This is a genomic window from Ciceribacter sp. L1K23, assembly GCF_018122705.1.
Classification (GTDB): Bacteria; Pseudomonadota; Alphaproteobacteria; order Rhizobiales; family Rhizobiaceae; genus Allorhizobium.
Genome location: NZ_JAGRRC010000002.1, coordinates 563478 through 583152, shown reverse-complemented (window position 1 = coordinate 583152; position 19675 = coordinate 563478). Strand labels below are relative to the sequence as shown.

20 protein-coding genes are annotated in these 19675 nt (G+C 62.2%); 12 read left to right on the top strand and 8 right to left on the bottom strand.

Translation table 11 applies throughout. The features are described from left to right. The first annotated feature begins 37 nt into the window (after nucleotides 1–37). Both J5J10_RS21700 and J5J10_RS21695 read left to right on the top strand, forming a co-directional pair. Nucleotides 38–604, top strand: a complete 567-nt coding sequence (locus tag J5J10_RS21700) for a cytochrome b (RefSeq protein WP_211931820.1) — start codon at nucleotides 38–40, stop codon at nucleotides 602–604. A 7-nt stretch (nucleotides 605–611) separates the two neighbouring features. Further along, complete coding sequence (locus J5J10_RS21695) at nucleotides 612–1415, top strand: RibD family protein (protein ID WP_211931712.1); 804 nt, start codon at nucleotides 612–614, stop codon at nucleotides 1413–1415. Here the strand turns inward: J5J10_RS21695 and J5J10_RS21690 are convergent. Genes J5J10_RS21690 through J5J10_RS21675 form a run of 4 tightly spaced genes read right to left on the bottom strand, consistent with a single transcriptional unit; the run spans nucleotide 1371 to nucleotide 4602 of the window. Continuing rightward, nucleotides 1371–2162, bottom strand: a complete 792-nt coding sequence (locus J5J10_RS21690) for a class I SAM-dependent methyltransferase (protein ID WP_211931711.1) — start codon at nucleotides 2160–2162, stop codon at nucleotides 1371–1373. The two genes, J5J10_RS21695 and J5J10_RS21690, sit on opposite strands and share 45 nt — an antisense overlap. Continuing rightward, on the bottom strand, nucleotides 2159–3202 hold the full coding sequence (locus J5J10_RS21685; protein WP_211931710.1) for a glycosyltransferase family 4 protein: 1044 nt from the start codon (nucleotides 3200–3202) through the stop codon (nucleotides 2159–2161). Before J5J10_RS21685 ends, J5J10_RS21690 begins: the two co-directional genes overlap by 4 nt. After that, nucleotides 3199–3597 carry a 6-carboxytetrahydropterin synthase gene (locus tag J5J10_RS21680; protein ID WP_211931709.1) on the bottom strand — a complete coding sequence of 133 codons (399 nt, stop codon included), beginning with the start codon at nucleotides 3595–3597 and terminating at the stop codon, nucleotides 3199–3201. Before J5J10_RS21680 ends, J5J10_RS21685 begins: the two co-directional genes overlap by 4 nt. Nucleotides 3598–3603: 6 nt before the next feature. Then, nucleotides 3604–4602, bottom strand: coding sequence for a zinc-binding alcohol dehydrogenase (locus J5J10_RS21675; RefSeq protein WP_211931708.1), 999 nt, complete (start codon nucleotides 4600–4602; stop codon nucleotides 3604–3606). A gap of 249 nt (nucleotides 4603–4851) precedes the next feature. On the opposite strand from J5J10_RS21675, the gene ribA reads away from it, so the two are divergent. Genes ribA through J5J10_RS21660 form a run of 3 tightly spaced genes read left to right on the top strand, consistent with a single transcriptional unit; the run spans nucleotide 4852 to nucleotide 7482 of the window. Further along, the gene (gene ribA / locus J5J10_RS21670; protein WP_211931707.1) at nucleotides 4852–5952 is read left to right on the top strand and encodes a GTP cyclohydrolase II RibA; all 1101 of its coding nucleotides are present in this window, start codon (nucleotides 4852–4854) and stop codon (nucleotides 5950–5952) included. A 7-nt stretch (nucleotides 5953–5959) separates the two neighbouring features. Further along, entirely contained in the window at nucleotides 5960–6733 is a 774-nt protein-coding gene (locus tag J5J10_RS21665) for a CDP-alcohol phosphatidyltransferase family protein (protein ID WP_211931706.1), read from the top strand. Then, the gene (locus J5J10_RS21660; RefSeq protein WP_211931705.1) at nucleotides 6730–7482 is read left to right on the top strand and encodes an FkbM family methyltransferase; all 753 of its coding nucleotides are present in this window, start codon (nucleotides 6730–6732) and stop codon (nucleotides 7480–7482) included. Before J5J10_RS21665 ends, J5J10_RS21660 begins: the two co-directional genes overlap by 4 nt. 13 nt (nucleotides 7483–7495) lie before the next feature. Here J5J10_RS21660 and J5J10_RS21655 read toward each other — a convergent pair whose 3' ends face one another. Next, the gene (locus tag J5J10_RS21655) at nucleotides 7496–8419 is read right to left on the bottom strand and encodes a lysylphosphatidylglycerol synthase transmembrane domain-containing protein (RefSeq protein ID WP_211931704.1); all 924 of its coding nucleotides are present in this window, start codon (nucleotides 8417–8419) and stop codon (nucleotides 7496–7498) included. 107 nt (nucleotides 8420–8526) lie between these two features. Between J5J10_RS21655 and J5J10_RS21650 the strand changes: the two genes are divergently transcribed. Next, a complete protein-coding gene (locus J5J10_RS21650; protein WP_211931703.1) occupies nucleotides 8527–10143 on the top strand; it encodes a sulfatase-like hydrolase/transferase in 1617 nt (538 codons plus the stop codon). Nucleotides 10144–10148: 5 nt separating this feature from the next. Here the strand turns inward: J5J10_RS21650 and J5J10_RS21645 are convergent, their stop codons facing one another. After that, nucleotides 10149–12011, bottom strand: coding sequence for an adenylate/guanylate cyclase domain-containing protein (locus J5J10_RS21645; RefSeq protein ID WP_211931702.1), 1863 nt, complete (start codon nucleotides 12009–12011; stop codon nucleotides 10149–10151). Beyond that, nucleotides 12008–12526 (bottom strand): FecR domain-containing protein, encoded by a 519-nt coding sequence (locus J5J10_RS21640; protein WP_349252101.1) that lies wholly within the window; start codon nucleotides 12524–12526, stop codon nucleotides 12008–12010. The genes J5J10_RS21645 and J5J10_RS21640 overlap by 4 nt, the downstream gene beginning before the upstream one ends. Before the next feature lie 117 nt (nucleotides 12527–12643). On the opposite strand from J5J10_RS21640, the gene J5J10_RS21635 reads away from it, so the two are divergent. The 4 genes from J5J10_RS21635 (at nucleotide 12644) to J5J10_RS21620 (ending at nucleotide 15908) form a co-directional block, all read left to right on the top strand. Then, nucleotides 12644–13336 (top strand): Crp/Fnr family transcriptional regulator, encoded by a 693-nt coding sequence (locus J5J10_RS21635; RefSeq protein ID WP_211931701.1) that lies wholly within the window; start codon nucleotides 12644–12646, stop codon nucleotides 13334–13336. A 124-nt stretch (nucleotides 13337–13460) separates the two neighbouring features. Beyond that, nucleotides 13461–13856 (top strand): hypothetical protein, encoded by a 396-nt coding sequence (locus J5J10_RS21630; RefSeq protein ID WP_249116982.1) that lies wholly within the window; start codon nucleotides 13461–13463, stop codon nucleotides 13854–13856. Continuing rightward, nucleotides 13853–15193 (top strand): MFS transporter, encoded by a 1341-nt coding sequence (locus tag J5J10_RS21625; RefSeq protein ID WP_211931700.1) that lies wholly within the window; start codon nucleotides 13853–13855, stop codon nucleotides 15191–15193. The genes J5J10_RS21630 and J5J10_RS21625 overlap by 4 nt, the downstream gene beginning before the upstream one ends. A 19-nt stretch (nucleotides 15194–15212) precedes the next feature. Next, the gene (locus J5J10_RS21620) at nucleotides 15213–15908 is read left to right on the top strand and encodes an SDR family NAD(P)-dependent oxidoreductase (RefSeq protein WP_211931699.1); all 696 of its coding nucleotides are present in this window, start codon (nucleotides 15213–15215) and stop codon (nucleotides 15906–15908) included. An 8-nt stretch (nucleotides 15909–15916) separates the two neighbouring features. Here the strand turns inward: J5J10_RS21620 and J5J10_RS21615 are convergent, their stop codons facing one another. Next, nucleotides 15917–16840 carry an AraC family transcriptional regulator gene (locus J5J10_RS21615; protein WP_211931698.1) on the bottom strand — a complete coding sequence of 308 codons (924 nt, stop codon included), beginning with the start codon at nucleotides 16838–16840 and terminating at the stop codon, nucleotides 15917–15919. A 141-nt stretch (nucleotides 16841–16981) separates the two neighbouring features. Here J5J10_RS21615 and J5J10_RS21610 point away from each other — a divergent pair, with 141 nt between their 5' ends. Both J5J10_RS21610 and J5J10_RS21605 read left to right on the top strand, forming a co-directional pair. Then, complete coding sequence (locus J5J10_RS21610) at nucleotides 16982–18415, top strand: aldehyde dehydrogenase family protein (RefSeq protein ID WP_211931697.1); 1434 nt, start codon at nucleotides 16982–16984, stop codon at nucleotides 18413–18415. A 35-nt stretch (nucleotides 18416–18450) separates the two neighbouring features. After that, a complete protein-coding gene (locus tag J5J10_RS21605) occupies nucleotides 18451–19653 on the top strand; it encodes an amino acid ABC transporter substrate-binding protein (RefSeq protein ID WP_211931696.1) in 1203 nt (400 codons plus the stop codon). Nucleotides 19654–19675 lie beyond the last annotated feature (22 nt).

Below are 19675 nucleotides of genomic sequence, written 5' to 3'. Positions count from 1 at the left end.
ATGCAAGGGCGATCCTGTGGAGAAGATCGTGACCAAGATGACCGACAATCTTTCGCTGTCCGGCGTCGTTTCACCTACCGATGCTGTCATCAGCGTTCAGCGGTATCCGGCAACGTCCCGTATTCTTCACTGGATCGTCGCCGCGCTGGTGCTGGCCACCTGGCCTCTCGGCTTCTTCATTCAGTTCACGAAGCAGGAGGTGACGCTCGACTTCTACATGATCCATGAGAGCTTCGGTTTTCTGGCCTTGTGGTTGATGCTGCTGCGCGTCGGCAACAAGCTGATCGCCCGGCCGCCCCATCCGGAGGGTCCGGCCGTCGAGCGGATTGCGGCTGCCACGGTCCACGGACTTCTCTACGCGTTCCTGATCATCATGCCCGTCAGCGGGTTCCTGGCGACCAACGCCCATGGGTTTCCGCTTGTCTGGTTCGGGCTGCTGCCCGTGTGGAGTCCGATTGGCAAGACACCGGACATCGCCTGGACGCTGTCTGCGATCCACGCATGGAGCGCATGGATCCTTTTGCTTCTCTTTGCGTTGCATATCGGTGCCGTGCTGCTTCATCATGTGATCAAGCGCGACAATACGCTCTACAGGATACTCTAGGCTCTTCATGCGCAGCATCGACATGACAGAAGCGACGTGGAACCGGCTGCTTGCATTGCGGCAGGGGAAAGTTGCGCCCATGCCGGCAGACGATGCCTATCGACTTTACGCTCCGATCGCCGGCGCACGGCGGCAGTTCGTCCTCGCGCAGGTCGGGCAGTCGCTGGACGGACGCGTGGCAACACCGGCAGGCGACGCCCGAGATGTGTCCGGTCCGGATGGCCTTGCACATCTTCATCGCTGTCGCGCTCTGGTCGACGCCGTCATCGTGGGGGTCGGGACAGTGAAGGCCGATGATCCGAAGCTTTCCGTGCGGATGGTGTCCGGGCCGGCACCGGTGCGCGTGGTCATCGACTGCCATGCCGATCTCAGTGGTGACGAGGGCCTTTTCCATGACGGTGGTGCGCCGGTGATTGTCTTCCGCAGCTCGACTGTGAAAGCTCATTCGCTACCCGCTTCAGAGGTCATCAGCCTTCCGCAGACGAGTTCGGGACTGGATCCCTATGACATCCTCGATGCGCTGGCGCGCCGCAATCTGCTGCGCGTGCTTGTCGAAGGCGGAGCCAGAACGATCGCACGGTTCATCGACGCCGGGCTGGTCGATCGCCTGCATGTCGCCATCTCACCAATCATCATCGGATCCGGACCTAGCGGCATCATGTTGCCGCCGATCGAGCGTCTCAGCGGCGCGCATCGCCCCAAAGCCGATGTCTACAGCCTTGGCAGCGACATTCTGTTCGATTGCCATTTCGAACGTGACAGCCTCTCAGGCCGGCAAAGCGAGCAAATCCGTGTGGCCAACCCGGCATGAGCTGCCGGGTTTCGTGATGGCATCCATCCGATAGGCCAGCCACTCGTCTACACGATCCTCAGCTGTTGCGGAGATTTCCAGGATTGGTTGACGCAGGCCCTTCAGCAATTCGCGTTGAAGATCGCCGAAGGTCGCGTCGAGAACCCAGGGGCTGTCTTCAACTTTCACGTCGAAACCGTTCGCCTTGAACACGCGGACGAGGCAATCCGTAGCATCAGGTCCAAGCGCCCGCCCGAAGCCCTTGTCGGTGCGCTGGTGATCGTTGAAAAAGCCTACCATCTGTTCGTCGAGCGGATGGGTAACGGACCAGCGCATGATGCCGTCGTAGTTGAGTGCCGCGTATAACCCGGTGCCTGACGCCGCCAGCCTGTCGGCAACGGCACGACAGAAATCTTCCGAGCAGAGGTCAAACACGGCGGATGCGGTCATCACCCCGATACCCTCCAGTGGCAGGCCGTCCAGGTCGTTGAGATCGTGCTGACGGAACCGCACGCGATTATCGGTTCCGATCCGCCGGGATGCTTCTTTCAAGAGGGTCTCGTCATAATCGAGCAGAAGCCAGTCGATTCCGGGCAGGCGGGAATTGAGGCCGCGCCAGGTCGAGCCCGTTCCGCAGCCGATGTCCATGATGCTGCGTGTTTGTCTTTTGGCCAGATGCGTTGCAAGACTGCCTACGAGCCCTGCATGGCGCGCGGCGTGGTCGGCGGGTTCGCGGAGCGCCAGCCAGTCCTTGTCGAATCCGCTCATGGCACCATCCTCAATGTGTTCGATATAATCTCGGCAGTCGTGTGCCATCCCGGTAGCCGAGCTCCAGCGCGCCGGGATGCTTCCGCCTTCTGCTTCCTCAATGGAATATCGGCAATGAGGGTCCGCAGTGCCTCGGCGAATGCATCGACATCGTCGACAGGCACGAGGATCCCTGCCTCGTCGGGCACGACGTCCGGCACGGCACCGGTTCTGCAGGCAACGATCGGAAGCCCCTGCGAAAGCGCTTCGGCAAAAACCATCCCATACCCCTCGTAGCGGCTTGCGAGGGCGAATATATCGGCCTTGGCCAGGTGCTCCCGCGTGTCGGCGCATTCACCGGCGAGCGTTATCCGTTCCGCGAGACCGGAGACGTCCAACTGACGCTTCAGGCGCTCGGTCATCGAAGGATTGAGCGTGGGACTGCCGATGATCGTGGCACGCCAGTCGAGATTCTCAAGCTGCTTCAGGGCGGCGATGAGGATATCGTGGCCCTTGCGAGGCGTAAGCGTACCAATCGAGAGAATATGCGGGGGGCTACCGTCGCCGCGCGCGGCGGGCGCCGGGGCCGTTCCGGGAAGGGCAACGGTTATCCGCGCACTTTCGACGCCGTAGGATGCGTTCAGCTCTCGCGCTGTCATCTCGGACGTCACGAGCACGTGGCGAACCACAGACAAAGACCTCCGCTCACTCTCGCGAAGCAAAGCCTGCTCGCGTTCGTGGATACCCGTCTCCAAGGCGAGAGGGTGATGAACGAGGGCAACGATCCTCAGCCGCCGTGCCTCTCGGACCGCCCAGTCGTCGAGCACCCCAAAGGCCAGTCCGTCGATCATCACGAGCGTATCGTCCGGCAGGTTCGACAGGCGCCGTTCGGCGTCCGCTTTGGCCACCGCCGATGGCGCAGGAAAACCCTCGCCAAGCGGAAGGGGTGCCACGGACCAGCCTATCTTTCCCAAGCCGTCGATCACCCGCCTGTCATAGGCATAGCCCCCCGTGTTGAGTGCCAGGTTGCCGGGGTAGGCGAAGACGAGGCTTTGGCTCAAAGGTCCGCCTCGTACCAGCCTCGCGCGGCGTGCGATTCATGCAGAGTGACTCTAAGCCGGCAGATCCGGTGACTGCCGGGTCCCAGCCGCTTGTCTGCCACGGCGCGAGCGAGCTCGTCGAAGATGTGCTTGGCGATCACTTCCGTCGTCGAGACCTTGCCGGTGAACACCGGCAGCTCGTCCAGATTCTGGTAGTTGAGTGGCTTCAGCACCTCGCCGAGAACGGTTGTCGCGGCGCCGATATCGACCGCCAGGCCATCCTCGTCGACGTCGCGCGTGAAGAACGCAGCGTCAACGACGAAGGTCGCGCCATGCATACCCTGTGCGGGACCAAAGACGGGGCGGGGGAGGCTGTGGGCGATCATGATGTGATCGCGGACTTCAACTGCAAACATGGGGTCTCACTCTTCGTAACAGATACGGTGGCAAAGGGTATTTGGATCGGCAATGATCCTCGGATAGTCGGCTTCAAGGTCGGCGAAGCGGGTTTCGCCTGACACCAGAACGTCGAGACGGTCGTCCCGAAGGAGATCGAGCGCCTTGCCCAGCCGGCGCGCATAGCTCCAGCGGACGCGCCTGTCTGGCGGCACCGAACCAACCTGGGAGCTGGCGATTGTCAGCCTGCGCGCGTGGAAGGCGCCGCCCAGCGGCAGGCTGACCGGCTTGTCGCCATGCCAACTCGCCTCGACGATCCGAGCTTCCTGGCCGGCGAGTTCGATCGCTTGAGCGAGAGCTTCCCCGGAACCGGAGGCGTTTACCAGGACGTCGAACTCTCCCCAAGCGTCTTCGCTGCGAGCGAAATCGAGGTCCAGTCCTGCAGCCAGCCGCCGGCGTTCCGGATTGCTGTCGATGAGCAGGACCTCCGTGCCGACGATGCGGGAAGCGATATGAGCGACCAGTGTTCCCACCACACCGGCACCGAACACCGCGACGCGGTCGCCCGGCAGTATGGTGGCGTCCCAGACGATGTTCAGTGCCGTTTCCATGTTGGCTGCCAGAACGGCCCTGGCGGTCGGCACACCCTCGGGGATGACGATCACGGACGCGGCATCGGCCACGAACATGTCCTGATGCGGGTGAAGACAGAAGACCGCCTTTCCAACCAGCGATGCCGGGCCTTGCTCCACCCTGCCAACCGCCGAATATCCATACTTCACCGGAAACGGAAAACTCCCCGCCATGTGTGGGCCGCGCATCCGATCGTATTCGCTCTCAGGGACCTTCCCTGCGAAGACGAGGCTTTCAGTGCCCCGGCTGATGCCAGAGAACATCGTCCGTACAACAACCTCGTGCGGAGCCGGCGCCAAGACCTGTTCCTCGCGTAATACGCATTCACCTTTCGCCGGGAACCACAAGGCTCGGCTGGTCGCGCGCGGATCGATCTGCCGCTTTGTCTCCAATGTGGTGCTTCTCCTGAGGCCAATCCGCGAATGGGTGACGAGAGTATCGTCCCGGCACTGGTCATTGTCATTGCAAAACGCCAGATAGGGCGTCTGATGCTTTGTGCAAATCATCGAGCGATATTTACATCAACGTGTTGCCTTTGGTGTGTCGTCCGTCACCTCGCCGGATCAAGTTGAAGGCCTAGAGTGATCCGACGATGCGCTCCGCACGTAGGGGCTATCGTGAAAAATTTCGGAGAATTTCAAATGTCTGACAGCGTCGGTTTTGAGTTTGTCTCGTCTGAGGTGAAGGTCGAGCGCGCGGTCGCCGAACTCCGGTTCGGCCGGCCTGTGGTTCTCAGCGACGGCGATCGGCGGATCGCGGTCCTTGCTCTGGACAGCGCCAGCCCATCACTCTTCGAGCAGTTCGCTGTCGCCGCCGAAGGGCGGCATTCCCTGTTCCTCACATCGCATCGAGCAACGCGGCTTTTCTCGAAAGTATCAGGGGACGTTTCAATCCCGCTTGACGGCGTATCCTTCGATGATGCCTCGCGGCTGGCCTATAGTCTCGACGCGAAAGCTCCGCAAATCTGGCATCCGGCGCCTGAATTGATGGGCGCGGCCGCAGAGATCGCGCGGCTCGCGCTGCTGCTGCCGGCGATGGTTTGCGTTGACATCAACGGTCTGGAGCAGCGCTTCGCGGCCTGTTGTTCGCTGCACACTGACGACTTCCTCCGGGCAGCCCCGGCCCGGCAACGTTTCGACACGGTCGTGCGCACGCGTGTGCCGCTGCGCGACCTTGGCGATTCAGAGTTCGTCGTCTTCCGCGGCGGGCTGGCACAGAAGGACCAAGTGGCCATCATTGTCGGCAAGCCGGATCTCGCAGCCCCCGTTCCGATCCGCATTCATTCGTCTTGCATCACCGGCGATCTCTGCGGCTCACTGAAATGTGACTGCGGCGACCAGCTGCGAAACGGTCTTCATTCGCTGAAGGCGATGGGCGGCGGCGTGCTGCTCTATCTCGACCAGGAAGGTCGCGGCACCGGCATCGGCGCCAAGATGCGGGCCTACGGCTATCAGCATCTTGGGCTGGACACGATCGATGCCGATGCAGAACTGGGTTTCGGCAGCGATCATCGCCGCTATGAAGCCGCCATCGCCATGCTTGAACTGCTCGGCATCTCGAAGGTTGTCGTTTTCACAAACAATCCGACAAAGATCGCGGCTCTGTCCCAGGGCGGGATCGAGGTGCACAATCGGTTCGCGGTCACGGGCGAGGTCACGGCGGAAAACGAAGGTTATCTCCGGACCAAGCGTGCGCGTGCCGGTCACATGCTTGATATCGAAACGCTGATCGCCGCGGAGTAAGGCAAACATGCCGTCGTCAAGGAAGTCGTCATCATCCCATTCGGCGATTGCCGGCGAGCACTCGCCGGCTCTGCGAAACAGCGCGCTTACCGTCCTGGGGTCGATTTTTGTCGTGGCCATGCCCGGCTATGTGCTGACTGCTTCCCACTTGTCGCTCGGCATCCTCACTATCGCGGGTGCAGCCATCCTGTTGCTGATCATATTCGCCCTGGTCGTGGCCGGACTCAGATATCACCGGTTTGAGCGGTTCGGCTTCGCCAACACGGTGACAGCAATTCGGGCAGCCCTTGTCAGCATGGTCGCCGCGGTGGTGTTGTTCTCCGACATTCCCCGCGGCGCGATGCTTTGGTCGCTTGTCGTCATCGTTCTGGCGGCATTGGCTCTGGATGGTGTCGATGGATATCTTGCCCGTCGCTATCGACAGGAATCGGAACTCGGTGCGCGGTTCGATATGGAGATCGATGCACTGCTGATCTTCTGTCTCGCCGTTGCGGCTTTCCTTCTCGGAAAGGCGGGCCTCTGGGTGCTGCTCATCGGTGTCATGCGGTATGCCTTCGTGCTGGCGCAGTATCCCCTGCCGCGCCTCAAGGATCCGCTGCCGCCTTCGTACCGGCGTAAACTCGTCTGCGTGATCCAGGTTTCCGTGCTGTGCATCATTCTCGTGCCCGGTATCGATCCGCCTGTCTCGTCTTGGCTTGCCGCAGCCGCACTCCTCCTGCTGACCTACTCGTTCGTGGTTGACAGCTATTATCTCCTGCGCCCTCGGGAGCATAACGCATGAACGCGATGCAGCGGCTTGACGTGGCTGCCGGTGTCGCCCGCTCCTTGTTGATCTACTATGGGCAACCATGGCGCCGCTTGCAGTTGAGGCGCCACTACGGCGAACTCATTTCTCCTGGCGATCTCGTGTTCGATATCGGCGCCCATGTGGGCAGTCGTAGCCAAACGCTCCTGTCACTGGGTGCGCACGTGGTCGCGGTCGAACCTCAGCCGGTTTTTGCCGATTTGTTGAGCCGGACGCTGGGGACCCGCCTGAGAGGTCTCGAGCGCATCGCCGTCGGCGCCGAGGAGGGTGAGGTCACCCTTCGCATATCGAGCCGGCACCCGACGGTAACGACCATCTCCGATCGCTTTGTTGACGGCGTCAGCAAGGCGGCCGGTTTCAGGGGCGTTGTGTGGGATCGGGAGATCAGAATGCCGATGACCACGCTTGATCATCTGATCGAGAAATACGGGCTTCCGGCATTCTGCAAGATTGATGTCGAGGGCGCGGAAAGCGATATCCTCCACGGTCTGTCTCAACCGATCCGCCTCATTGCCTTCGAGTACATCCCGGCGCTGCCGGACGTCGCCCGCGAAGCGATCGATCGTCTGCTGCAACTCGGCAACTACCGGTTCAGACGGGTCGTCGGCGAACAGCACCGTTTTGTAACCGAGACCTGGGTCGATCGCGCAACGCTGTTGCGGGATGTCGAAAGACTTCGTGCGGAAGACCCGTCAGGCGATATCTATGCTCGTCTCGAAGCGTGATGGACTGGAGAGCCTAGTTTCCGCGCCGCGTCCCCGGAAGCAGGGTCGCACCGGCCGCGAGAAGGCCGGGAAGCGCAGTGCCCGCAAGCGAAAAGACTCCATAGAGGAGGCTTGCGGCAAGGCCTTCCGCACCCGTGAAGCCAAACAGTGGCCAGAGCGCGGCTGCCGCCGCCTCCCGTGTTCCCCATCCGCCAATGCCGATGGGGACGAGCATGGTCAGCAGGCAGAGCGGAATGATGGTGACCGCGGCGATCGGCGGCAGAGTGGCGCCGACGGCGTCGGAAGCCAGCAGGAATGTGGCCACGTAGGTTCCGACGATCAGCGAGCTGAGGCCCACCTGTACCACCATCGCCCCATCGCTCCAGAATACCGCCGACAGGTCAGGGCCGAAGCGCCCGAGCCTTCTTCCTATCAATCTCCTGAAAACAACGATCGCCACGGACACGACTGCAGCTGCGGTCAGAACAAACCACATAATCTTGGAGGCCTCGATCGGCAGTTGCTCGGGGATCAATATCAGCCACGCTATCAGCCCGATGAAGGACAGCAGGAAAAACGCCAATTGTCCGGACAGGCGTTCCAGCGCGACGGCGGCAGCGGCCCGTTTCCACGCGCCGGTTTCCTCACCTTTCACGCGATAGACCCTCGCGGCATCACCCGCTATGCCGCCCGGCAGGATCTGGTTCATCACGCTGCCGAGATAGTATTCCCTGATGGCGAGACCAATCGGGATGTGGTGACCAAGACGGGCCGCAGTAAAGCGCCAGCGCAACGCGGATGCCACGATCTGGATCTGGACGATCAGGAGGGCCGCGACAACATGGCCCACTGGCACATTGGCAAGCGCGTTGATCACGCCTGCAGGATCGACAATGAGGAACACGCCCGCAACAAGCGCAAGGCCGGCGATGATCGAGACGACTTTCAGCCTGTGCATGGCTTGTTCCGGGCAGGCGGGGCGTTCAACGTGCGAGTTCCCTCGGGCTGTCGTTGGGGAGAATGAGGTACATGCATTTATACGCATCCGCCAATCGATCAGATACCATGCGGAGACAACGCGCGCTCCTCGCTTGTGTCGTATTCATCGTGATCGGCTTTTTCGCCTGTGTGATGCCTGATTATCCGCAAGGTGTGCGGTTCGACGCATTTATTCGCTTTCCGCTCGAGGTTCCGTTGGTGGCGCTTGCCCTGCTTCTGGCGCCAAGACGTCTGGCGCAGGTCTTGGCGGTTCTTGCCACGATCGCCGTCTTTTGTCTGCTGTTTCTGAAAATCGCCGATATCGGTGTGCTCTCCGCCTTCCAACATCGTTTCAATCCCTATCTCGACATCAAGATGATGGCGGACGGGTGGAACCTGCTTTCCGGGTCCGTGGGACGTCCTGGCGCGCTGGCTGTGGTCGGTCTTGTCGCTTTTGGCATCGGCTTGCTGCTTTGGGCGTTCTGGTGGGCTTCCACGATGCTAGGGCGTTTTCACGGTGGATTGAGGACCGTGTCGATCGTCGCGTTCGGGGTGATCACGGGGCTGGGCGTCGCCTTGATCGCTGCCGGCCCACGCGCTGGTGCAGCCAATATCGCAGAGCTGCGTCAGGTCGGCTATCTCGGCGACCGTCTGTCCCTGGTGGCCCGTTCCGTGGAAGACATCCGCGTTTTCGAGACCAGCCTCGCGACCGGGGTCGGGCGTTCCGATGCGGCAGACCTCTTCGGCTCCATCGAGGGCCGCGACGTGATTCTCGTCTTCATCGAATCCTATGGACGGAGCGCGATAGACGACGCTCGGTACGGCACACTCATCCGCCCCCGACTCGATACGATCGGGCGTCAGCTCGAAGCCGCCGGTTTCGCTTCGGCCAGTGGCTGGGCGCTTTCACCGACGGTCGGGGGACTGAGCTGGCTCGCTCACGGAACCTTGCTGTCCGGGCTCTGGGTTGATAGCCAGGCGCGTTACGACCTGCTGATGCGTAGCGACCGACCCAGCCTCAACCGCCTGTTTCGCGATGCCGGATGGCATACCGTGGCGGTGATGCCGGCGATCACCATGGACTGGCCGGAAGCGGCCTATTATGGCTACGACACGGTGCTTGCCGCGAAGGATCTCGGATATCGGGGGAAGCCTTTCAACTGGGTGACCATGCCGGACCAGTTTACGCTCTCGGCTTTCGAGCGCCTTGCGCGGCGTCCGGGTGAGGAGAACCGGAAGCCGGTCATGGCCGAGATCGCGCTGATCTCAAGCCATGCGCCGTGGACACCGGTGCCGCGGTTGATCGACTGGTCCCAAGTCGGCGACGGTACCGTCTTCAACGAGCAGGCAGAATCCGGGGACAGCCCGCCGGTTGTCTGGTCCGATCACGAGCGGGTCCGGCGCCAGTATGTCGAGACGATCGACTATGCTCTTGAAACGCTGGGCGACTACATCGCCCGCTTCGGGGACGATGCCGTTTTCGTCGTTCTTGGGGATCATCAGCCGGCATCGCTCGTGACCGGGCCGGATGCATCGAGAGCGGTTCCGGTTCATGTGATCAGTCGCGACGCGGATCTCGTGAAGCGGTTTCTGCCCGAGGGTTTTTCACCCGGCATGATCCCGCAGGCGCATGCCACGGAGGGAAGCATGGATCGGTTGCGCGAGCGGCTGATCAGGAATTTCAGCGCGCCACCGGCTCCCTGATCCGATCACAGTACGAGACGTTCCGCCTGCCGTTCGGCTTCCGCTACCGACCACAGGGCCACTTCGACCGGCTGCCTGCGCCCCCTGATGGCGATGGTCTCCAACGGGGGTTGGGGAGAGAGTATCAACCCCCCGGACACCGCTGCTCTCACGACGTCCGCCGAAAAGGCGACAGCTGCTTCCCGTGACCGAGCGATGTCCAGCAGTCGGCTTGCGACATTGACGCAGTCGCCGGTCGTGGCGATTTGCTGGTGACCCTCGTGACCCAGACGGGAGAGAACGACGGCGCCGTAGTGAACGCCGACGCGGACCGCCTCGATCCCCCCGACCACATCATCGGTGACAAGCCGATGTCGAACCGCGCCCAGCATCGTGAACGCCGCCGCCACCGCATTGGCAGCATCTCCGGGATTCCCGTCGGGAATGCCGAAACCGACCATGACGCCGTCACCCATGAAATCCATCACGAGGCCGTTTCTCCGTTCGGCTTCTTCGACGACAATGGTGTGGAATGACTTCAGCAGATCGCGGGTAGAGCGTGCTCCGATCCTTTCGCTCAACCCCGTATAGCCGGCGAGATCGATGAACAGGATGGCGGCTTGCTGCTCCCGCGGCTCCAGCAGGAACCCCGGATCGTCAGCGATGCGCCGTGATATTTTCGCGGATTGAAACCGCCCGAGTGCATCCTGCGCCATCGCCATGCGGCGCATGGATCTGCGGTCGAAGACCTGGCGGAGAACAGTCAGCGCCGCCACGGCCGGCACGCTGGCTATGATCGGCAAGGCGCCGTTCAGCCAGAAGACGTGTGAGAAAGCCATGCTGATGACGGCCAGCCAGGCGAACAGGAGGATAGCTGCGACGGCCGATCCCACCGCGAGAGGCAGAAACGCCACGGCAGCCATGCCCGCAAGGGTGATGACCACGGCTGCTGTCACGTCGATTTGGCGGATGGTTTCGTTGCGTCTTAACGAGGACCCGTCGAGGAGATTGGCGACGCCGGTGGCAAGCACCTCGACGCCTGGCAAGATCGGATCGAACGGCGTGGTGAAGCGATCGCCGACGCCGGTCGCGGTGACGCCAAGCATTACGAGCTTTCCCGACAGACCTTCCACCGGGGCAGGTCCCCTCAAGATATCGAGGGCGCTTATGGTCGTGATCGTTTTGCCAGGGCCATAGTAGTTCAGCGGTAGGTGCCAGCCGATGTCCAGAGGCAATTCACCGGGGCCAAGTCGAAGGCCGGAGGCAGTCAGTGGCGGCATTTCTCCGGTGTACAATCCGTAGGCCCTGAGCACGATGGAGGGCATAGGTCCGCTACTGGTGTCGAAAACCATGGGGACATGTCGCGGAGTGCCGCCTGCATCTGCTGCGACGTTCACCAGTGCGGTGTTGGCCGCGGCGGCCAGTTTTGAAAGTGGGGTGAGCGTATCTCCTGGCGCCGGAACCGCGCCGGCCGCGCCCTCGCCAATTTCGAACTGCGCGGCGGCGGCAATTACCGCCGGAAACCGCGCAAGAGCATCAGCCAAAGCCGCGTCGGCCTCTGGGTCCGTTTCCCCGACCAGCAGCATGTCGATCGCAAGCGCCCGCGCGCCGGACAGCCTTATCCTGTCAACGATATCCGCCAGTGTTCCACGGTCCAGCGGGTAGCGGCCGACAGCGGTGACGGTGGGGTCGTCGATCACGACGATGGCGACATCGTCCGGAGGCGGGCGGCGTCCCACCCAGCCGATCCTGGCGTCCAGAAGCGTCGTTTCCAGCCTGTCGATCGGACTGGCGGCGCCTGCCAGATGTATAGCCCCAAGCACCCCTGCCCATGCCGCGCCGACGAAAAGGGCCGCGGCGATGACACCGAGCGGCAGGCTCGTCTTCATCGCGCGAAGCGTGCGAGGAGGTCGTCCACCCGTTGCTGGCCCCAGGTCCGGACGACCAGCGGCTGACCGTCAGAGACGTCGACACCCTCGCCGGGCGTGAGCGTCACCGGGTCGGACCCGTCACGGCGGGATACGACGACTTCGCCCCTGATGACGAAAACGGCGGTCTTTTCCGCCGTCACGTCGACGGCGTAGGCAGTGCCTCGCACCGCGGCGATTGCGTGCGGCGTCAATATCTGGAACGGTCCGCTGCCAGGCTCCACCTCGATGAGTGTTGCCTTGTCGGACAGGTTGGCCGCGGCGGGTCGTGTGGAGCCGTTCTCGTCCGTCAGTTCAAGTCCGGCGGCGGCTTCCGCCTCCAGAACCAGCCCGTTGGCGCAACGGTAGATGACACGCGGGGGATCGCTTACATCCTCGCGTTGGCAGCCATTGTTCTCTTGCGCGACGGCTTCCGGTATTGCCGGTGAAAGAAGGGCAAAAGTCATCAGCAAAAGTGCGTAAATCGAATTTTTCACGGGCGTCTCGCAAAGTTGCTTGTCAATATTTCCCTTTATCGATTTGCAATTCGGGAATGTCAATTTACCAGTAGCTGGAGGTTAATCCGGCGGGCGAGCGAGAGCAGGACATTCGACATGGCTGACATCGACAAGGAAAAGCTTCTCGCTAAAAGTTTCGTCTTCAAGGCGCTCGACGATGAAGGGCGGCGCGATCTTGCGGCGTCCACTCACGTCAAAAAGTTCTCAACGGGCGAGATCGTCTTCAATGCCGGAGCCCCGGGACAGAGCATGATGGCGATCGCCGAAGGCATCGTGCGCGTCGAGCTGGTCACGCCGACGGGTCGGGATGTCATTCTCAACGAGTTGCGGAGCGGCGATGTCTTTGGCGAAATCGCCCTGCTCGATGGTGGCGAACGATCCGCCACCGTCCGGGCCGTGAGCAATACCACCCTTGTCGTGCTGGAACGCCGCGCGCTGATGGATATCCTGCAGCGGAAGCCGCAGCTTTCGATCCGGTTGATCGAGCTTCTGTGCGAGAGGGTCAGACGGTCCGACGAACGTATGGTCGAAATCGCGTTCATGAATCTGCCCACCCGGCTTGCGCGTCTGCTGCTGCGCCTGTCGATCGCGCCGCCGGCAAGCGAGCTGTCTCCTGCAACGCGGCTTTCGCTATCCCAATCGGACATGGCGAAGATGATTGGCAACACCCGGGAGAACGTGAACCGTTGTCTGCGCAAATGGCAGGAGAAAGGCCTTGTCGATCTCAAGGATGGCTGGCTTATTCTGCACGATCGGCAAAGGCTCGTTGCTCTTGCTGAAGATGAATAGGCGACGTTTCGAGGCGGTCGGCCATTGCAGCGGGAAAATCCGATAGTCGCACGGCCGCTCTTTCATTGATCCACTCACCGTCGAGCGGCGTTACATCCTTGGCAAGCAACCAAGGAGCAGGATCATGAAAGCAGCAAAGATATTGTTGGCATCCGTTATCGCTGTGCTTCCTCTACAGACTACGGTCGCGTCCGAGCTTTCGGGTGGTGAGGTCAAGGAATTGATCGCCGGAAAGACGGTCCGTCTCGATACGCCTCTCGGCATCAAGCTTCCGCTGCGATACCGCACCGACGGCGCGGTGGCCGGCGATATCTCCGGCTTTTCCATGGCAAGCATGTTCGCTCCGAAGGAGGAGGGACGCTGGTGGGTGGACGGGCAGCGTCTCTGCCAGCAGTGGCCGACCTGGTACAAAGGCCGCACCTTCTGCTTCACCATCAAAAAGCTGGATGGAAACCGGATCGCCTGGCAACGTGACGACGGAGCGACGGGCACGGCGGTGATCTCCGGCGCAGCCCAATGACGAGACCGAGCAGGGTCTCTCTGTTCTTTTACGCGCTTCCCGCCATCCCTCTCGCGGCGATGGCGCTTCCCTTCTACGTGATCGCGCCGACGTTTTATGCGGAGCAACTCGGCGTATCGGCCGCCGGACTCGGGGTCGTCTTGCTGCTGATCAGGCTTTTCGATGCCATCAGCGACCCACTTGTCGGTTATATGGCGGATCGGGTTTCATCCGCCTATGGTCGCAGGCGCGCGGTCTTTCTTGCTTTCGCGCCAGCCGCGGCATTGGCATCCTTCATGCTTTTCTGGCCGCCCGTCGATGCAGGCCTCGGCTATCTGGCTCTGTGGGGCCTGTTGCTTTCCCTCTGTTACACCGGCGTTACGCTGCCCTATACTGCCTGGGGAGCGGAACTCTCCACAGAGTATGCGGGGAGGACCGTCGTCTCCGCCTTCCGGGAAGGCGCGACACTGATCGGCACTCTCATCGCCGTCGTTCTGCCCTTCGTTGTGGGCGTCGATCAAGCCGAGGGTCTGCATGGGCTGGCGGTCCTCGCGATCGTGCTGGCAATCGCCACCCCGTTGCTTGCCGGGCTGGCGGTGTGGAAAACGCCTGAGCCTGAAAATCTGTCCCGACGATCACTGGGGCTGTGGGAAGGGCTACAGTTTCTGGGCGCGAACAAGGCTTTCCTCAGGCTGATCGGCGCCTTTTTTCTCAACGGTTTTGCCAACGCGATCCCTGCGACGCTCTTTCTGCTTTTCGTCTCGGAAAGGCTCGGTGTTGCCGAGTTGAGAGGACCGCTTCTGCTGCTCTACTTCCTCTGTGGCGTTATCGGCGTCCCGCTCGCCGTGGCGACGGCGGCGCGGTTTGGAAAGCATCGCAGCTGGTGCGGGGCCATGACGCTTGCCTGCGTCATCTTCGCCTTTTCCGGCCTTTTGCAGGAGGGTGACGTGCTGGCGTTCGCCGTCATCTGTACGGCGACAGGACTGCTGCTGGGCTTCGACCTGACGTTGCCGCCAGCCATACAGGCCGATGTGATAGACCTCGATACGCTCCGCTCAGGCGAACAAAGGACGGGGATCTACTTTGCCGCCTGGGGGCTTGCGACCAAGCTTTCGCTCGCTCTGAGTGCCGGGCTCGTTTTCCCGATCCTGGAATGGTCCGGTCTCGATCCGGGGAGCAGCAATCCCCAGACACCCACCGCGCTGTTTGCCCTCTCGTCGCTCTACGCATGGCTGCCGATCCTCCCGAAGCTCGCGGCGATCGCGCTGATGTGGAATTTCCCGATCGCCATCGACGATCAGCGCGGCCTGCGCGAGGCGCTGGAAAATGCGCGGCGCCAGGAAAATTCGGCGATGTGAATCTAACCCGGAGTTTTACATGCAGCTTGAATCTTTACCTGACGGCTATCGTGCACTCGTGATCGGGGCAAGCGGCGGGATTGGCAGCGCCATCGCCGATGCCATCGCCGGCGATTCCCGTTGCGGTTCGCTCACCCGTCTCTCCCGCCGCGTTGATGGCTTGGACGTCACCGATGAGAACAGCGTTGCTGCCGCGGCGGCAGCGCTTGAAGGAGAATGGCATCTGATTTTCTGTGCGACCGGCGCGCTGACGATTGACGGCCGCGGTCCGGAAAAATCGATCAGGCAGATCACAGCCGAGGCCATGATGGCGCAATTTGCCTTGAACGCTGTCGGAACCGCGCTCTTGATCAAGCACTTCTCTCCCAGGCTCTCACGCCGGGAGCGAAGCCTGATGGCGTTCCTGTCGGCCCGGGTCGGCTCGATAGGCGACAATAGACTCGGCGGCTGGATGTCCTATCGCGCCTCGAAGGCGGCGCTGAACCAGATCGTCCGCACCGCGTCGGTCGAGATCGGTCGCACGCATTCCCAATCTGTCATCGCGGCCTTGCATCCGGGAACGGTGGCAACGAGCCTCACCGAGGCCTATGCCGGCGGTCACGAGCGGATGGCGCCGGAGCAGAGCGCGCATGCCTTGCTGTCGGTGCTCGATGGATTGCAGCCGGACCAATCTGGCTGCTTCTTCGCTTATGACGGGAGCGTCATCGAATGGTAGCCGTTCGCTCAAGGCCAGGCATGCAGCGCGCCCTGCTTGGCCCGCTCTGACTGAGCGGCATGATGTGGAGAGAGGCGGTATCGGGCCGGTGATTGACCCTGAAGCGACTTGAAGAAACGGCTGAATTGCGACGCTCCGCCAAAGCCGAGAATGCCTGCGATCTGTCCGAGTGCCAGCGTGGAGGTGGACAGGTAGATTCGCGCCTCCACCAACAGCCGTTCGCGGATGAGACGTGCGGGCGGTCGCCCATAGGCCCGCAGACAAAGGTCGTTCAGCCGATCCCTCGATACGCCAAGTTCACGGGCATAGCGCTCCACCCGCCAATGCTCCCGGAAATGGCTTTCGACGAGAGCCGTGAAGCGTCCGGCTAGCGCCTTGGCCGAGCCGGTCTGCGTCCCGTCACCCTGGCTTGCGGGTTGGTTTCGATGCAGGTGGACGAGAAGGACGTGCAGGAGTGACTCCACGACCGCCGCCGACATCGGGCCGGGATTGAGCGTCTCCGAGAGGATACCGGTAAAGCAGCCCGCGACCGCTTCGCCGGCGCTGTTGTCCGGACCAAGTCGCATGAAGGATGACCGAGCGACTAGGAAGCGCAGTTCGGCGGCTTCGGCCCGGCGCTGCAACACGCGGTCCAGAGTCGAGTCACCGAGAAAAAGATGGGTTCCCTGCGCCCCCGACGACAATTCGAGCCGCATTCCTTCCTTCCAGGGCATCCAGCCCATGACGGGGCCTGTCAGCGGCAGGATGACATCGTCGCCGGTTCGTAAGACCGCATCTCCCTTTTCCAGAAGCAGCGCCCGAAAATTGCCGGTGTCACCCAGGCCGGCCCGACCGAGAACGCGGGTCTGGAGTGCGGCGCGAAACCGCTCGGCCCGTACAGGGGCTTCCGGGCGTGCTGTCGCTGGTATCGGCAGTGATCCGCGGTGTGGCATGGGAAACCCCGCAAAAGGCAAATATATTCCCACAAAACGTCATTTACTCTCGCCGTATGTCAATCAAAATGCGCTCAGTCACCCTCAAAAACAACAAAACGGGTGCGTGGAGGATCAGCGAACAGCCGTTTGGGAGGACGCATGTTCGTAGCCAGAGGTATCGTCGGTGGTGTGCCCGTTTCCGCGCAGGATGAGCGCAGATACGAACGCCGCGACCTGACCACCGGAGCGGTGCTGACGCTGGCTTCGGCATTCGGCCGAACCGAGGCGGAAGCTGCGGCGGACGCGGCTGCCGGCGCGTTCGCCGCCTGGTCTTCTACCACGCCAGAGGAGCGCTCGACGCTGCTGCGGCGGGGCGCGGATTTACTGGCTGACAATGTGGACGAGCTTTGCAGAATTGCCCAGGTCGAAGTGGGCGCGACGCCGGAGTGGATTCGGTTCAATGTGGAGGTTGCCCGGGCAACGCTTCACCAGGCCGCCGGGCTGGCGGATGCCATCGGCGACGAGAAGGTGGAGGGTGCGCCGACAGGCGTCCGCTATCACCTCATACGACGGCCCGCCGGTGTCGTGCTCGGCCTGGCCCCGTGGAATGCGCCCGTCGCCCTTGCCGTGAGAGCGCTTGCCGCACCGCTGGCGCTTGGCAATACCGTCGTTCTGAAGGGCTCGGAGCTTTGCCCGAAGGTCCACGAGACCGTGGCGCAACTGCTGATCGATGCAGGGCTTCCGGACGGCGTGCTGAACTATGTGAGCAGTGCGCCCGAGGACGCCCATGACGTGGTGGATGCACTCATCGCACACCCTGCGGTGCGCCGTGTCAATTTCACCGGCTCGACCCGTGTCGGCAGGCATATCGCGGAGCTGGCGGCACGGCACCTCAAGCGGTGTTTGCTCGAACTGTCCGGCAAGGCATCCGCAGTCATCCTCTCGGATGCCGATCTAGCCAGCGCCGCCAAATCCGTCGCGCACGGTGCTTTCTTCAATCAGGGACAGGTGTGCATGTCCACGGACCGGATCATCATCGAAGAGAGGATCGCTGACGAATTCATTTCGCTTCTGAGGCGCGAGACAGAGCGGCTCGGTGGCGAGTTCGGTCACGTGATTGGGCCGGAGGCGGTGGCACGGCTGCAGGGGCTCGCCGCAGACGCGGCTGCCAAGGGTGCCGTGCTAGTGACCGGCGGGCAAAATGTGGGGACGCTGATGCAGCCCACAATCGTCGATCACGTGGCCTACGGAATGCGGATCTACGAGGAGGAAATCTTCGGGCCGATGGTCGGCGTCATAAGGGTGGAGGATGCCGACGAGGCGGTAACGGTTGCCAACGATACCGAATACGGCCTGTCGGCGGCCGTTTTCGGACGGGACCTGCCGCGCGCACGCGCCATCGCGCGCCGCATAGAGGCGGGCGCGGTGCATATCAACGGCACCACCGTCTGCGACGATCCGGCGATGCCCTATGGCGGCATGAAGGCGAGTGGCTATGGACGCTTCGGGGGAAGGGCGGTGATCGAGGAATTCACCGAGATACAATGGATGACGGAACGGGATGCACCTGGAGGAGAGGACCGCACACCCTGACCTGATTACGCATGCAACAACGGGAGGAGAACGACATGAAACGCAGGACATTTACAAGACTTGCCATGCTCGCTTTGGCTGCGGGCGTCGCTGGAGCGCCGGCCATGGGGCAGGAGGTGCTCAAGGTCGGGGCGGTCGCGCCGAAGACCGGACCATTGGCGGGCGGTGCCGCTGTCAGCTACTGGCCGAACGTCAAACTCTGGATCAGTGACGTGAATGCTCGCGGGGGCCTCAAGGTTGGCGACAAGACCTACACGCTGGAAGCCATCGAGTACGATGACCAGACAAACCCGGGCGAAACGATCAAGGCCGTGCAGCGTCTTGTCGACCAGGACAAGGCCCAGATCGTGCTGCCGCCATACTCGACCGGTCTGAACCTCGCCGCGGCGCCGATCTATGCGCGCTACGGCCTGCCGATGGTCACCTCGACGACGACCACCGATAAGGCCGAGGAACTGTCCGACCAGTTTCCCAATGTCTTCATCACGCTCGGCGGGGCCAAGCCCGTAGTGCAGGGCGTCGTCGAAACCATGGTCAAGTTGCGGGATCGCGGTGACATTGGAACCAAGATCGCGATGGTCAACGTCGCCGACGCCTTCGGTATCGAGTTGATGAACGAAGCCAAGCCGGCTTTCCAGGAGGCCGGGTTCGAACTGGTCTACGAAACGTCCTACCCGCTCGGCACGCAGGACCTGTCGCCGGTGATGAAGGCGGCGAAAGCGGCCCAACCCGATGCCTTCATCGCGTGGTCCTATCCGCCAGATACCTTCGCTCTCACCGAACAGGCGATCGTTGAAGACCTTCAGGTCGGTGCCTTCTTCACGGCAGTGGCCACCGCCTTTCCCGCCTATGTCGGCCGCTTCGGCTCGGCCGTCGAAGGGGTTCTTGGCATCGGCGGCGTCAATGCCGACGGCGATGCCTTCAAGGAATACGCCAAGCGTCACGAAGAAGTGACGGGAGCCAAGCCAGACTACTGGGCAAGTGCCATGGTCTACTCGTCGTTTCAGGTTCTGGAGAAGTCCATCGAGGCCGTCGGGTCCTTCGACAATGCGGCGATCATCCAGCACATCAAGGACAACAGTTTCGACACGGTCATCGGTCCGATCAAGTTCGACGAGCACAACAATAATCCGGCCTTCTGGACCGTCGGCCAGTGGCAGGGCGGCGTGTTCAAGGGCGTGAGTTCGACCGGCCGCGAGGGTGCCGTCGAGGTGCAGAAGAAGGGCGCCTGGAAGTAACCTAGCCAGTGTTCCGGGAGCG

Bases quoted from the DNA above. Each gene is read 5' to 3' on its own strand.
- J5J10_RS21700 (WP_211931820.1), top strand. From the start codon at position 38: ATGACCGACAATCTTTCGCTGTCCGGCGTCGTTTCACCTACCGATGCT.
- J5J10_RS21695 (WP_211931712.1), top strand. From the start codon at position 612: ATGCGCAGCATCGACATGACAGAAGCGACGTGGAACCGGCTGCTTGCA.
- J5J10_RS21690 (WP_211931711.1), bottom strand. From the start codon at position 2,162: ATGAGCGGATTCGACAAGGACTGGCTGGCGCTCCGCGAACCCGCCGAC.
- J5J10_RS21680 (WP_211931709.1), bottom strand. From the start codon at position 3,597: ATGTTTGCAGTTGAAGTCCGCGATCACATCATGATCGCCCACAGCCTC.
- ribA (WP_211931707.1), top strand. From the start codon at position 4,852: ATGTCTGACAGCGTCGGTTTTGAGTTTGTCTCGTCTGAGGTGAAGGTC.
- J5J10_RS21665 (WP_211931706.1), top strand. From the start codon at position 5,960: ATGCCGTCGTCAAGGAAGTCGTCATCATCCCATTCGGCGATTGCCGGC.
- J5J10_RS21660 (WP_211931705.1), top strand. From the start codon at position 6,730: ATGAACGCGATGCAGCGGCTTGACGTGGCTGCCGGTGTCGCCCGCTCC.
- J5J10_RS21655 (WP_211931704.1), bottom strand. From the start codon at position 8,419: ATGCACAGGCTGAAAGTCGTCTCGATCATCGCCGGCCTTGCGCTTGTT.
- J5J10_RS21650 (WP_211931703.1), top strand. From the start codon at position 8,527: ATGCGGAGACAACGCGCGCTCCTCGCTTGTGTCGTATTCATCGTGATC.
- J5J10_RS21645 (WP_211931702.1), bottom strand. From the start codon at position 12,011: ATGAAGACGAGCCTGCCGCTCGGTGTCATCGCCGCGGCCCTTTTCGTC.
- J5J10_RS21635 (WP_211931701.1), top strand. From the start codon at position 12,644: ATGGCTGACATCGACAAGGAAAAGCTTCTCGCTAAAAGTTTCGTCTTC.
- J5J10_RS21630 (WP_249116982.1), top strand. From the start codon at position 13,461: ATGAAAGCAGCAAAGATATTGTTGGCATCCGTTATCGCTGTGCTTCCT.
- J5J10_RS21625 (WP_211931700.1), top strand. From the start codon at position 13,853: ATGACGAGACCGAGCAGGGTCTCTCTGTTCTTTTACGCGCTTCCCGCC.
- J5J10_RS21620 (WP_211931699.1), top strand. From the start codon at position 15,213: ATGCAGCTTGAATCTTTACCTGACGGCTATCGTGCACTCGTGATCGGG.
- J5J10_RS21615 (WP_211931698.1), bottom strand. From the start codon at position 16,840: ATGCCACACCGCGGATCACTGCCGATACCAGCGACAGCACGCCCGGAA.
- J5J10_RS21610 (WP_211931697.1), top strand. From the start codon at position 16,982: ATGTTCGTAGCCAGAGGTATCGTCGGTGGTGTGCCCGTTTCCGCGCAG.
- J5J10_RS21605 (WP_211931696.1), top strand. From the start codon at position 18,451: ATGAAACGCAGGACATTTACAAGACTTGCCATGCTCGCTTTGGCTGCG.